The organism is Cellulomonas dongxiuzhuiae (genome assembly GCF_018623035.1).
GTDB lineage: Bacteria > Actinomycetota > Actinomycetes > Actinomycetales > Cellulomonadaceae > Cellulomonas > Cellulomonas dongxiuzhuiae.
This window is the reverse complement of sequence record NZ_CP076023.1, coordinates 3,510,327-3,523,409: the sequence shown is the minus strand read 5'-3', so window position 1 is coordinate 3,523,409 and position 13,083 is coordinate 3,510,327. Positions and strand designations below refer to the sequence as shown.

The following is a 13,083-nucleotide window of genomic DNA, read 5'->3' as shown; positions in this document are numbered from 1 at the left end:
GGGCGGGCGTCGGACCGGCGCCCGCCCGTCGCCGTCCCGGGCCCGCCGTGTGGGAGACTCGTCGCCGCTGCCGGCTCGTCCGGCAGCACGGGAGGGCTGGCTGAGCGGCCGAAAGCGACGGTCTTGAAAACCGTTGGTGCGGTGACCCCGTGCTCAAGGGTTCGAATCCCTTGCCCTCCGCAGATGGAGCAGGCCTCTGGTCGGTTCTCGGCGCACGGTCGTCCTGGGGCGGCGCCCGCCTGGTACGCGCCCGCGGTGGCCGCGGTGTCCGGTCTCTACGTCGCGTCGCCCCTGCAACCGTCCACGTCTCACCCGTCCGGGGTCCACCGGGGCGCCACACCCGAGCCGTACGCTGCGCGCATGGGTCACCCCGCTGCCGAGGCTCCACCCGACGACGTCGTCGAGCCCCCTCCCGCCACCCGTCAGATCGCCGCCTGGGCCTCGTGGGACTGGGGGTCGGCCGCGTTCAACGCCGTCGTCACGACCTTCGTGTTCACGGTCTGGCTCACCGGGTCCTCGTTCGCGGAGCCGGGCAGCGACGTCGAGGCCGTCACGGCGCTGCACAGCCAGTGGCTCGGTTGGGGCCTGGCGGCCGCGGGGCTGCTCGTGGCGCTGACCGCGCCCGCGCTGGGGACGCTCGCGGACGCGGGTGGCCGGCGCCGTCCCCTGCTCGCGGGCGCGTCGGCCGTCGTGGGGGCGTCGGTGCTGGCCCTGTGGTTCGTGCAGCCCGTGGAGGGCGGCATGGCCGACGCCGTGCGCCTGGGCGTGACGCTGCTGGCGATCGGCACCATCGCGTTCGAGATCGGCTCGGTCGCCTACAACGCGCTGCTGCTGCAGATCAGCGGGCCGCGGACCATCGGGCGGATCAGCGGGATCGGCTGGGGCGCGGGGTACGTCGGCGGGATCGTGCTGCTCGTCATCCTGTACGTGGGCTTCATCCAGCCCGACGTCGGCTGGTTCGGCGTCACGTCGCAGGGCGGGCTCGACGTCCGCATCTCGATGCTCATCGCCGGTGTCTGGTTCCTGGTCTTCGCCGTCCCCGTGCTGGTCGGGGTGCCGGACCACCGCCGTCCGGGCGCGCCGCCCGCGCGCGTCGGCATCGTCGGCGCCTACGCCGCCGTCGGGCGCCACATCGCCGAGCTGTGGCGCGAGCGTCGCTCGACCCTGCGGTTCCTCATCGCGTCCGCGGTGTTCCGGGACGGGCTCACGGGCGTGTTCACGTTCGGCGGCGTGCTCGCGGCCGGCACCTTCGGGTTCACCAGCAGCGAGGTGATCGTGTTCGCGATCGCCGCCAACGTCGTGGCGGGCGCCTCGACCATCGGCGCCGGCTGGCTCGACGACCGGTACGGGCCGCGGCGCCTGGTGTCCTGGTCGCTCGTCGTGCTCGTCATCGCCGGGACTGCGGTCTTCCTGCTGCACGACGCGGGCACGTCGGCGTTCTGGGTCGGCGGGCTCGTGCTGTCGGCGTGCGTCGGGCCGGCGCAGTCGGCGTCGCGCGGGCTGCTCGCGCGGCTCGCCGAGCCGGGGCGCGAGACCGAGCTGTTCGGCCTGTACGCCACGACGGGACGGGCCGCGACGTTCCTCGCGCCGGCGGCGTTCTCGCTCGCGATCGGCATCGGGGGGGCGCAGTACTGGGGTGTGCTCGGCATCGTCGCGGTCCTGGCGGTCGGGCTCGTGCTCTTCCTGCCCGTGCGCTTCCCGCGCGGGCTCGGCGTCGACGGACGACGGGACGTCACGACGGGCGCCGCGTGACGGCGTCGCGCCACGGGTGGGAGCCGGACCGGCTGCTGCCGGGGTACGAGGCCCGCACGCTGCGCGGGTGGCTCCCGCAGGCGCCGGCCACGGTCACGCGCGCGGTCGCGGCCGGCGGGCGGGACCCCGTGCTGACGCTCGTGCGTCCGGTGCAGGCGCCGGACGCACCGCGCGGGGTCGTCGTGCACCTGCACGGCTACAACGACTACTTCTTCGCGCCGCACCTGGCGGACGCCTTCCGCGACGCGGGATGGGCGTTCCTCGCGCTCGACGCGCGTCGCGCGGGGCGGTCGTGGCGTCCCGGCGACGTGCCCCACTACCAGGGTGACCTGCGCGAGCAGGCGTCCGACCTCACGCGGGCCGTCGCGGCGGCGCGGCGCACGTGGCCGGGGCTGCCGGTCGTGGTGCACGGGCACTCGACGGGCGGGCTCGTGACAGCGCTGTGGGCGCACGCGCACCGCGGGCGCGGGCGCCCGGACGCCGTCGTCCTGGACAGCCCGTTCCTGTCCGTCGAGCGGTCGTGGGTGCGGCCGCTGCAGGACGGTGCGCTGCGGCCGCTCGCGCGTCGGGTGCCGCTGGCCGTGGTCGCGTCGGCGCCGTCGCGGTACGCCGCGCGTCTCGCCGAGCGGTGGGACTTCGACACGTCGCTCAAGCGCCCGGACGGGGTGCCCGTGCGCGCGGGCTGGCTGGCCGCCGTGCGCGCCGGGCAGCTGCGCGTCGCGCGCGGGCTCGCTCTGGGCATCCCCGTGCTGGTCGCGCGCTCGTCCCGCTCGGGCGCCGACGTGGCGGACGGCACCGACCTGGACGGCGTCGACACGGTCCTCGACGTCGCGACCATCGCGGCGTTGGCCCCGCGGCTCGGGGCGGACGTGCGCGAGGTCGTCGTCGAGGGCGGCGTCCACGACCTGGCGCTGTCGCTCGACGCGCCCCGCGCGGCGTACCTGACGGCCGTCACCGACTTCCTGGGCACCGTGCGTCGCTGACGTCCGCGGCGGCCGCCGTCAGGCGACGAGCGCCGCGCGCAGCGCGCCGATCTCCGGGGTGCCGAGCCCGAGCCCGTCGCGCAGGTAGCCGTCGACGGACCCGAAGTGCTCGTGCACCGCGCCGAGCGCCGCGTCCAGGTACTCCTCGCGCACCTCGAGCAGGGGGACGAGGAGGCTCGGGTCGCCGCCGACGGTGGCGAACTGCTGCAGGAGCGGCGCGTACATGGCCCGCACCGTGGGGTTCACGGCCAGGTACTCCTCCCGCACGCCCGCCTCGTCGACGCCCACCGCGAGCAGCAGCACCGTCGTCGCCCAGCCCGTGCGGTCCTTGCCGGCCGTGCAGTGGTACAGCACGGGCGCGGCCGCGGGGTCCAGCAGCTCGCGCAGCAGGGTCGCGTAGCCGGTCCGGGCTGCGTCGCCGACGACGAGGTCGACGTAGGTCTGCCGCATCCGGCCCGCGGGGTCCAGCGCCGCCAGCACCTCGCCCGCCTCCTGCGGGCGTCGCAGCAGCTCGCCCGGGTCGAACGCGGGGGCCTGCGGGTCCAGGGCCAGGACGTCGGCGTGCACGCCGCGCGCGCCGACGGGCAGCACGTCGGGCAGGGCGGTGCGCTCGACGTCGGTCCGCAGGTCGACGACCGTGCGGATGCCGAGCGCGGCGAGTGCGGGGTCGTCGGCGATCGACGGTGCCCGCAGCTCGGCCGAGCGGAACGCGACGCCGCGCCGCACGGTGCGGCCGTCGGTCGTGACCCGCCCGCCGACGTCCCGCAGGTTCGCGAGCGACGTCGTCGCGACGACGTGCGGGTCGGTCGTGGCGCCCGCGGCCGCGCTCCGCGCGTCGGGCACGGGCTCACCCGTCGGTGTCGTCGGCGGGTGCGGGGGCAGGGTCACGTCGTCGTCCACCCTGCGACCCTCGCACACCGTCGCGCGGCACGCGTGGCCCCGGCCGGGCGGCCGGGCGCGCCGCCGCGCCGTTAGGGTGGTCCGCGTGCCGGAGGGTCATACCGTTCATCGGATCGCGCGGCAGATGACGCTCGACCTCGTCGGCCCCACCCTGGCCGTGAGCTCCCCGCAGGGCCGGTTCGCCGCCGGCGCGGCCCGGCTCGACGGCCGGCGGATGACGCGGGCGGCGGCCGTCGGCAAGCAGCTCTTCTGCACGTTCGACAGCGGCGACGTGCTGCGCGTGCACCTGGGCCTGTACGGCGCGTGGGACCTGTACGGCGACGTCAGCCCGCTGGGCGAGGGCGACGTGGCGCGCGGCAGCCTCGGTGCTCCCCGCGTGGCCGCGCGCGCCGGGCGCCCCGGCGTCGCGGGGGACCCGCCGCCGTCGACGCGTCGGCTGCGGATGGGGGAGGGCGAGTCGCAGCAGCTCGTCGAGGGCGGCGCGACGTGGCCGCCGCCGCCGGTGGGTCAGGTGCGCGTGCGGCTGGACTCGGGCTCGGTCGTCGCGGACCTGCGCGGTCCGACGGCGTGCGAGGTGCTCACGGCCGACGAGGCGGCGCTCGTGCGGGACCGGCTCGGCCCGGACCCGCAGACCGTCGAGGACACCACCGCCGCGGGTGAGGTCGTCGTCGACCGCGTGACGCGGCGCAACGTCGCGGTCGGCCAGCTGCTCATGGACCAGTCGGTGGTCGCGGGGATCGGCAACATCTACCGCGCCGAGCTGCTGTTCCGCGCGCGGCTCGACCCGTGGACCCCGGGCCGCCGCGTGCCGCCCGACGTGGTGCGCGCGATCTGGCAGGACTGGGTCGGGCTCCTCGCCGACGGCATCCGCGACGGCTTCATCCTCACGCGCGAGGACCTCGACGCCGCGGGCCGGGAGGCGGCCCGCGTCGACCCGACGCTGCGCCACTGGGTCTACGGCCGCGCGGGGCTGCCGTGCCTCGTCTGCGGCACGCCCGTGGTCGTCGAGGAGATGGCGACGCGCAACCTGTTCCGCTGCCCCGTCTGCCAGGTGTGAGCCCCGGCGCCGCGCGTCAGGGCAGGGCCGGGTGGCGCTCCCCGACGGGCACCTCGACCGCGAGCGTGTTCGCGCGCGTCGCCAGCGGGCACGACCACGTCGGGTCGTACGCGCACGAGGGGTTGTAGGCGAAGTTGAGGTCGACGACGAGCCGCCCCACGTGGTCGCACCCGAGGTCGGCGCCCTTGACGGTGTCGAGCAGGTACCGGCCGCCGCCGAACGTGCCGCGTCCGGCGAGCGCGTCGCGCACGGGCAGGAACAGCCCGCCGCCGTACCCGCGCAGCGACCACAGGGTCAGCACGCCCAGGTGGCCGAGCCGGACCGTCCCGACGCGGTCGAACCCCACCACGCCGTCGGTGTCCGTCGTGAGGTCGAGCCGCTGCTGACCCGCGGGCTCGACCTCGACCTCGAACCGGTACGCCGGGTCGTAGGGCGCGACGTCGAGCCCGGCGAAGTCGGCGCGGGCGTCGGCGGTCAGCGGCGACGCGGGGTGCGACGCGAACAGCTCGTCGCGCTCCTGGACCCAGACGGCGTGCGCCTGGAGGGGGTCGTCGACGGCGAGCGACCGCACCATCGCGTACGTCGCGGCGGTGCGTCGTCGCCAGTCGGCGAGCTCGAGGGCTGCGTCGAGGCGGGTGGCGGCATGCATCGCACCACCGTCCCAAGGGCGACGCCGTCGCGCACGTCGAGCCGTGCGTCACGGACCGGGTCGTGGGCGTGCGCGCCGCAGACGTCGCAGCTCGCGCAGCGCGAGCGCGGCCACGACCGCCCCGGGCACGAGCGCCGACGGACGGCCGCGCAGGGCGACGACGACGCACCCGAGCCCGATGAGCCCGCACACGACGACGAGGAGCAGCGACGTCCACCGGACCGCCCGCAGGCCCCGGCCGGGTTCCCACCAGCGCACCGGGTGACCGTACCCGGCGGGCGTCGCGGTGCGCGCCCCCCGCACCCGCGTCGCCGTGCGGCACGTGCGAGGCTGGCAGGCATGGATCTGCGCATCTTCACCGAACCCCAGCAGGGCGCCACGTACGACGACGTGCTCGCCGTCGCGCGCGCGACGGAGGACCTCGGCTTCGACGCCTTCTTCCGCTCCGACCACTACCTGACGATGGGCGGCGACGGGCTCCCGGGGCCCACCGACGCCTGGACGACGCTCGCGGGGCTGGCCCGCGAGACGAGCCGGATCCGGCTGGGCACGCTGGTGTCGTCGGCGACGTTCCGGTACCCGGGCGTGCTGGCGATCCAGGTCGCGCAGGTCGACCAGATGTCGGGCGGTCGTGTCGAGCTGGGGCTCGGGGCCGGCTGGTTCGCGGCGGAGCACGCCGCGTACGGCATCCCGTTCCCGGCCAAGCGCTTCGGCATCCTCACCGAGCAGCTCGAGATCGTGACCGGGCTGTGGGGCACCCCCGTGGGCGAGACGTTCGACCACGCGGGGGAGCACTACACGCTCACCGACTCCCCGGCGCTGCCCAAGCCGGAGCAGCGTTCGCCGCTGGACCCGTCGCGCGCGGGCGTCCCCGTCATCGTCGGCGGCGGCGGTCCCACGCGGACGCCGGCACTGGCGGCGCGGTTCGCGGCCGAGTACAACCAGGCGTTCCCCGAGGTCGCGAGCGTGCCCGGGCGCATCGCGCACGTCCGGGCCGCGTGCGTCGAGGCCGGCCGCGACCCGGAGACGCTGGTCCAGTCGGTCGCGCTCGTGCTGTGCGTCGGCCGCGACGAGGCCGAGCTGGCGCGACGTGCGTCGGCGATCGGCCGCGAGGTCCCCGAGCTGCGGGCCAACGGCGTCGCGGGCACGCCCGACGAGGCCGTCGAGCGCCTGACCTGGCTCGCCGCCCAGGGCGTCGAGCGGGTGTACCTGCAGGTCCTGGACCTCGCGGACCTCGAGCACCTGCAGCTCGTCGCGGAGCAGGTCGCGCCGCACCTGCCGGGCGCCTGACGACGCAGCCCGCGGCCGGGCCCAGCGCGGCCCGGAATGTCCGAATGGTGGGACGTATCGGTCCTGCTCGAAATGTTCACACGGTTGTCATCTTTCGACGTCCGTGCAGGTGGACACGGTTCCACGACGCGGCGCGGGGTGGCGCCCGGGACTCAACCGGGTGAACCGGACATCCGTCCCGGATGACACCCCGCGCCGCGTGCTCCTACCTTCGGTGACATCCACGAGGGACCACGTCACAGCAGGTCCCGGACCTCCCGGGCCGTCGGTCCCTCGTGCACCAGGCGCCAACGAGGCCGTCGTGAACGCGACGCCGGCCCCACCCGGGGACGGTCGTCGAGCGAACGCCGACGCACCTCTGGGGGGCGACCCGTGGCCACCACCTTCGACCGACTCATCCTCGAACCACGCCGGACCGACGACACGCGTGACCGGCCGCGGAGCACGCGCTCGCCCGAGAACGAGGCGACGCAGAGCCCGTCGCTCGTGCTGCTGGTGCTGCTGGCGGCCGCGGGCATCGTGATCTACGCGGTCTTCCTGCTCAACCCCGGCAACCGTGGCGACTTCCTGCCGTACGTGCTGGTGATGCTCGCCGAGACGATCCTCATCACGCACGCGCTCCTGGCGATGTGGACCGTCCTGTCCGCCGCCTGGAACCCGCGCGGCTTCACCTTCCACCACTCCCAGGAGCGCCTGTACGACCTCGCGGAGATCATCCGCGACGGCGCCGAGGACGAGCCCTGGCGGTGGCAGATCTACCTCGAGGACCGTCCCGTGACGGTCGACGTGTTCATCACGACGTACGGCGAGGACCTCGAGACGATCCGCCGGACCGTGAGCGCCGCCCTGCACATCCAGGGCCGGCACAACACCTGGGTGCTCGACGACGGCCGCTCGGACGACGTCCGCGACCTGGCCGCCGAGCTCGGCGCCCGCTACGTCCGCCGCCTGTCGAGCGGCGGCGCCAAGGCCGGCAACATCAACCACGCGATGTCGCTCGCCAAGGGCGAGTACTTCGCCGTGTTCGACGCGGACTTCGTCCCGCTGCCCGCCTTCCTGCACGAGACCCTGCCGTTCTTCGCGACGGCCGACGTCGCGTTCGTCCAGACGCCGCAGACGTACGGCAACTACGACAACGTCATCAGCCGCGGCGCCGGGTACATGCAGGCGGTCTTCTACCGCTACGTGCAGCCGGGCCGTAACCGGTTCAACGCGGCGTTCTGCGTGGGCACCAACGTCATCTACCGGCGTGCGGCGGTCGACGCGATCGGCGGCATCTACACGGACTCGAAGTCCGAGGACGTCTGGACGTCGCTCATGCTGCACGAGCGCGGCTGGCGCACCGTCTACATCCCGACCACCCTCGCCGTGGGCGACACCCCCGAGACCGTCGAGGCCTACACCAAGCAGCAGCTGCGGTGGGCGACCGGCGGCTTCGAGATCATGCTCACCCACAACCCGCTGTCCCGGAAGCGCAACCTCACGATGGACCAGCGCATCCAGTACTTCGTGACGGCGACGCACTACCTCACCGGCATCGCACCGCTGCTCCTGCTGCTGGTGCCGCCGCTGGAGATCTACTTCGACCTGTCCCCGATGAACCTGACGATGACGCCCGCGACGTGGGCGATGTACTACGCGGGCTTCTACGTCATGCAGATCCTGCTCGCGTTCTACACGCTCGGCTCGTTCCGGTGGGAGGTGCTGCTGCTCGCGTCGGTGTCGTTCCCCATCTACGTCCGGGCCCTCGTCAACGCGGTCCTGCGGCGTGAGCAGGCGTGGCACGTCACCGGGCGCAAGGGCGCCTACCGCTCACCCTTCGCCTTCATGCAGCCGCAGGTGCTGGTCTTCCAGTTCCTGCTCATCACCACCGCGGTCGCGGCCTGGAAGACGTACTCGTCCGGCGTCTTCACCCTCGCACTCGCGTGGAACGCGACCAACACGCTCATCCTCGGCGGCTTCATCGTCACGGCGTGGCGCGAGGGGCGCCGGGGACGCGCCGAGGCGCGGGCCCGCGAGCGTGCGCTCGCGACGCACGACCAGGCAGCCGCCGACCTCGCGGACGACGCCGCCCTGCTCGAGCTCGAGCAGGCGGGCACGGGCACCCCGTCGTCCGCACCGCGCTGACGCGCCCGCCGTCGGCGCTCGCCGACGCACCCGCCGTCGGCGCTCGCCGACGCACCACCGACCCGTCCCGGACGCACCCACGCCGTCGGCCGACGCCGCCGCGCGCCCTGACACACCCCGCTGACCGAGAGGTGACCCCATGACCTGGGCCAGCCGCATCCGCCTGCTCGCGGGCACGATCCTCGTGCTCGTCGTCGCCGCCCTGGCGACCTACCACCTCAACGAGACCAAGGGTCGCGCCACCAGCGACTCCGCACAGATCCTCTCCGAGACCTACGCCGTCGGCAGCCCGTACGCCGGCCTCATCGCCGACCACCTCGTCGACGTGGGCGACGTCGTCAAGGAGGGCGACCCGATGTTCGTCATCGACTCCTCGGGTCTCACGTACGACCTGGCGAACGGCCTGGTCGTCGAGCCGCCCGAGTTCACGCGCCTCGACGACCAGCGGCGCCTCGTCCTGCTCGCGAGCGGCGACGGGCGCATCACGCAGCTCGCGGCCAAGCGCGGGACCTTCGTGCCCTCGGCCCAGACGCTCGCGACCGTGCAGCGCGCGGGCACCCTGTACGTGCAGGGTGAGTACACGCTGACCGCCAAGGAGTACGCACGCCTGCCCGACGGCGCGGACGTGACGATCACGCTGCCCAACGAGACCACCCTGGACGGGAAGGTCGAGCGTGTCGAGGTGACCACCATCGACGGCCAGGCGCAGGCCGTCGTGCGGGTCACCAGCGACGAGCTCGTCGACGGCTCCGACAACGGGCTCGTCTCGGCGGGCACGCCGGTCGTCGTGCAGATCGCCCTGATGAACGACGGCGTCGTGACCACGGTCGCCGGCAAGATCCGCACCTACGTCGAGGGGGTGCTCGGATGACCGGGGCAACCACGTTCCTGCCGGGCTCCGGCCGCACGCGCTGGGTCGTCGCGCTCGCCGTCCTCGCCGTGGCCGCGGTCGTCGTGCTGCTCGTGCTGCGTCCCTGGGGTGGCACGGTGGCGCCCGCCGCCGGCGGCTCCGGCGGGGGCGCTCCCGCGGCCCCGGTCGTCGGCCCCGACGACGCGACGCCCCCGGACGTCGACGCGGCCGCGCTCACGAGCGCGCTCGTGCAGGCACCGGACGCGAAGAAGATCGACTCGGTGCGCCTCGCCGAGGGCGTCGCGCCGCCCTCCAACCGCTGGTACTCGGGCCTCGTCTTCGGCAAGGAGCTGCTGCCGGTGTTCCCGCTGCCGCTGTCGTTCGCGCTCACGCCCAGCGGTTTCACGGTCGGGCTGCCGGACCCGGTGACCAGCGCCAAGGCCGTGGTCGGCCCGCACGTGCCGGCCGTGACGGTCGACGTCGGGGCTGCGTCCGCGCAGGTCGTCGCGGCCGACCCCGTGGCCGTCACGACGCGTCTGCTGGACGCCGGCGGCGCGCCCCTCGGGGACGTCACGGTCGCGGCCGGGTCGCCGTTCGTCTCCTTCACGGCGGCGGCGGACGTCGACGTCGTGGCGGGCGAGGGGTTCACCACGCTCACCGACGGCGTCGCCGAGGCGGAGGTCGCGGGCACGACCTGGGCGCTCGCGGTGTCCGACGGCACCCTCACCGACGGCGCGCTCGCGCTGCCGCAGGGTGCGACGGCCGCGTGGTACGCGCTGCCCGACGACCCCTCGGACGACGCGGCGGCGGTCCTCGCGGCCGCCGCGGTCGACCCGGTCGTGGGCGTCGACGTCACCTACGGCGTCGGGGACGACGTGGCACGCACGACCCTCACCTACCGCACGGCGGGTGCGACGCCGAGCGCCTACGTGCTGATGCGCCACCACACCACGGGTGACCAGCCCGAGCGGGACGGCTGCGGCCTGGGCACCTACCGCAGCGTCTACGGGACCCTCGAGCTGTGCGCGGGGTCGACGCTCACGTCGTTCGCGCCGACGCTCCACCCGACCGGTGAGCTCGACCTCGAGGGCGTCGACGGCGAGCGCCGCGACGCGGTCCTCGCCCAGCTCGAGCTGGACGTCGCCGCGACCGGGGCCTTCGCCTCCGACACGTACTACGGCGGCAAGCACCTGTACCGCGCGGCGACGCTCGTGCGGCTGGGCGAGTCGCTCGGTGCGCCGGACACGGTCGCCGAGCTGCGCACGCGCGTGGCCGACGCGCTGCGGGAGTGGGCCGAGCCGACCGGGTGCGACGCACGCGACGCGCGGTGCTTCGTCTACGACGAGGCCGCGCGCTCCGTGATCGGACGGACCTGGTCGTTCGGGTCCCAGGAGCTCAACGACCACCACTTCCACTACGGGTACCTGCTGTCCGCAGCGGGCCTGCTCGGTGCGGACGACCCCGACCTCGTCGACGACCTGCGTCCGGTCATGGACGCGCTCGCCGCCGACATCGCGGCGGCCGAGCCGTCGCAGGAGCTGCCGCAGCTGCGCACCTTCGACCCGTACGCGGGCCACGCCTGGGCGTCGGGCACCTCGCCCTTCGCCGACGGCAACAACCAGGAGTCCGCGTCCGAGGCCGTCAACGCGTGGAACGGCCTGGGGCTGTGGGCCGCCGCGTCCGGGCAGGACGACCTGCTGACGCAGGCCACCTGGCTCGCGTCGACCGAGGCGGCGTCGGCGCGGGACTACTGGACGGACCCCGACCTCGACGACCCCGTCACCGAGGGGTTCGAGCACCGCGTCTTCGCCCTCAACTGGAGCGGCAAGCGCGACTACGCGACGTGGTTCAGCCCCGAGCCCAGCGCGATGCTCGGCATCCTGCTCATCCCCATGGGCCCGGTGTCGGACTACCTCGCGGTGGACGTGGACCCGGCGACGATCCTGGCGGCCGCCGACGAGGCCACCCCGGCCGGGCCGGACGTCAAGTTCGGCGACTACCTGCTGATGTACCGGGCGCTGGCCGGCCCGGAGGAGGCCTCCGCCGCGTGGGACGACGCGGTCGGGCTATCCGACACCTCCGTCGACGACGGCAGCTCGCGCGCCTACCTGCTCGCCTGGCTCGCCGCGCACGGCGCCTGACCCGTCGGCGGCCGGTCCCTCACCGGCCGCCGACGCCCCCTCGTCCGCCCCGGCGTCCTCCTCGGGCGCCGGCAGCCGCACGAGCTGCCGGACGGCGACGGCGAGCAGGGCGACCACGGCGAGGTTGCGTCCCGCGAGGAGGAACGTCGGCCCGGGCACGCCGTCGACGATGTTGTCGTACATCCACGGGTAGGCGAGCTGCGTCGCACCGGCGACCGCGAGCACGCCCCACGCCGTCACGCCCCACCGGGGCAGGCCGAGCGCGAGGGCCACGGCCACCGCAGGGGCGAGCCACGCGACGAACTGCGGGCTGCCGACCTTGTTCATCACGAGCAGCACGAGCGTGAGGACGAACGCACCGCGCACGACGAAGTCGGCACGCATCGCGGTGTCGGTCCAGAGCTGCTCGCCCGCGCGGCGCCGCAACCGCCACAGCAGCACGGTGACGGCGAGCACCGCGACGAGCAGCGCCGGTGTGGCCGCGTCGGCGACGGCCCGGGCGCCCGGCGCGGTGATCTCGAACGTGAAGATCTTGTCGTCGTAGCCCCGGACCACCTGGGTGGACCAGAGGCCCGCGACCATGAAGGGCGTCGCGAGGATCGACTCGATCTGCAGGTCGCGCTGGCCCTGCGCGGTGACGAACGACAGCACGTTCGCCCCGCCGCCGAGCGCGACGACCGTCCCGACGACGACCACGCACACGGCGAGGGCGGGCACGACGACATCGCGCACCGGCCGGCGGGCCGCGAGCACCAGGGGGAGCACCGCGGCCCCGGGTGCCACCTTGACCCAGGCGCTCGCGGTGAGCAGCGCCGCGGAGAGCCGCGGGCGGGAGAGCGCCACGAGCAGGGCGACGACGGTCAGCGGCGCGACGAACCCGTCGAGGCGTCCCAGGCCCGCCGGGCCCAGCAGGGCGATGAACGCGACGAACCACAGCGCCGCGACCCGTCCGTGGGGGCGGCGCAGCAGCAGCGCCACCGCCACGGCGTTGAGGACCGAGACGAGCGCCAGCCACGCGAGCGGGTACTGACCGCCGTCGGCCAGCCCGGCGAACCCCGCGACGAGCATGGGCACGATCGCGCCCGCGGGGTAGACCCACTCGTAGTCGAGCACCGGCCAGTTGCCGTCGACGAACGCCATGTAGGCCCACCAGCGGTACAGCCCGAGGTCGCCGAGCGTCCAGTCCCACACCACGAGCCCGACGCGGGCGACCCACGCGTGGGCGAGGAGGAACGCGAGCCACACGAGCGGGGTGCGCCACGCCTGTGGCGGCACCACCCGGGCGAACCGTCCGGGCGCGGTGCGAGGTGACGCCCCTGACGGTGCGGACATGG

The 13,083-nt window shown here is 74.7% G+C and carries 11 protein-coding genes and 1 tRNA gene; 8 read left to right on the top strand and 4 right to left on the bottom strand.

The window, feature by feature from the left end:
* Positions 1-90 precede the first annotated feature (90 nt).
* From KKR89_RS15935 to KKR89_RS15925, 3 genes are all read left to right on the top strand, one after another.
* Positions 91-180, top strand: a tRNA-Ser gene (locus tag KKR89_RS15935).
* A gap of 180 nt (positions 181-360) precedes the next feature.
* A complete protein-coding gene (locus KKR89_RS15930; RefSeq protein WP_208196304.1) occupies positions 361-1,752 on the top strand; it encodes an MFS transporter in 1,392 nt (463 codons plus the stop codon).
* Entirely contained in the window at positions 1,749-2,735 is a 987-nt protein-coding gene (locus tag KKR89_RS15925) for an alpha/beta fold hydrolase (RefSeq protein ID WP_208196303.1), read from the top strand. Before KKR89_RS15930 ends, KKR89_RS15925 begins: the two co-directional genes overlap by 4 nt.
* A gap of 18 nt (positions 2,736-2,753) precedes the next feature.
* Here KKR89_RS15925 and KKR89_RS15920 read toward each other — a convergent pair whose 3' ends face one another.
* The gene (locus KKR89_RS15920; RefSeq protein ID WP_251140924.1) at positions 2,754-3,635 is read right to left on the bottom strand and encodes a tyrosine-protein phosphatase; all 882 of its coding nucleotides are present in this window, start codon (positions 3,633-3,635) and stop codon (positions 2,754-2,756) included.
* 85 nt (positions 3,636-3,720) lie between these two features.
* Here KKR89_RS15920 and KKR89_RS15915 point away from each other — a divergent pair, with 85 nt between their 5' ends.
* Positions 3,721-4,692 (top strand): Fpg/Nei family DNA glycosylase, encoded by a 972-nt coding sequence (locus tag KKR89_RS15915; RefSeq protein WP_208196301.1) that lies wholly within the window; start codon positions 3,721-3,723, stop codon positions 4,690-4,692.
* Positions 4,693-4,708: 16 nt separating this feature from the next.
* Here the strand turns inward: KKR89_RS15915 and KKR89_RS15910 are convergent, their stop codons facing one another.
* Positions 4,709-5,341 (bottom strand): DUF1684 domain-containing protein, encoded by a 633-nt coding sequence (locus KKR89_RS15910; RefSeq protein ID WP_208196300.1) that lies wholly within the window; start codon positions 5,339-5,341, stop codon positions 4,709-4,711.
* Between the two features lie 48 nt (positions 5,342-5,389).
* A complete protein-coding gene (locus KKR89_RS15905; protein ID WP_208196299.1) occupies positions 5,390-5,599 on the bottom strand; it encodes a hypothetical protein in 210 nt (69 codons plus the stop codon).
* Between the two features lie 81 nt (positions 5,600-5,680).
* Here KKR89_RS15905 and KKR89_RS15900 point away from each other — a divergent pair, with 81 nt between their 5' ends.
* The 4 genes from KKR89_RS15900 (at position 5,681) to KKR89_RS15885 (ending at position 11,749) form a co-directional block, all read left to right on the top strand.
* Positions 5,681-6,631, top strand: a complete 951-nt coding sequence (locus KKR89_RS15900) for an LLM class F420-dependent oxidoreductase (RefSeq protein WP_208196298.1) — start codon at positions 5,681-5,683, stop codon at positions 6,629-6,631.
* 372 nt (positions 6,632-7,003) lie between these two features.
* Positions 7,004-8,758 (top strand): glycosyltransferase family 2 protein, encoded by a 1,755-nt coding sequence (locus tag KKR89_RS15895; protein ID WP_251140923.1) that lies wholly within the window; start codon positions 7,004-7,006, stop codon positions 8,756-8,758.
* A 139-nt stretch (positions 8,759-8,897) separates the two neighbouring features.
* Positions 8,898-9,629, top strand: a complete 732-nt coding sequence (locus KKR89_RS15890; RefSeq protein ID WP_208196297.1) for an HlyD family efflux transporter periplasmic adaptor subunit — start codon at positions 8,898-8,900, stop codon at positions 9,627-9,629.
* Complete coding sequence (locus KKR89_RS15885; protein WP_208196296.1) at positions 9,626-11,749, top strand: glycosyl hydrolase; 2,124 nt, start codon at positions 9,626-9,628, stop codon at positions 11,747-11,749. Before KKR89_RS15890 ends, KKR89_RS15885 begins: the two co-directional genes overlap by 4 nt.
* Here KKR89_RS15885 and KKR89_RS15880 read toward each other — a convergent pair.
* On the bottom strand, positions 11,675-13,027 hold the full coding sequence (locus KKR89_RS15880; RefSeq protein WP_208196295.1) for a glycosyltransferase 87 family protein: 1,353 nt from the start codon (positions 13,025-13,027) through the stop codon (positions 11,675-11,677). The two genes, KKR89_RS15885 and KKR89_RS15880, sit on opposite strands and share 75 nt — an antisense overlap.
* Between the last annotated feature and the right edge of the window lie 56 nt (positions 13,028-13,083).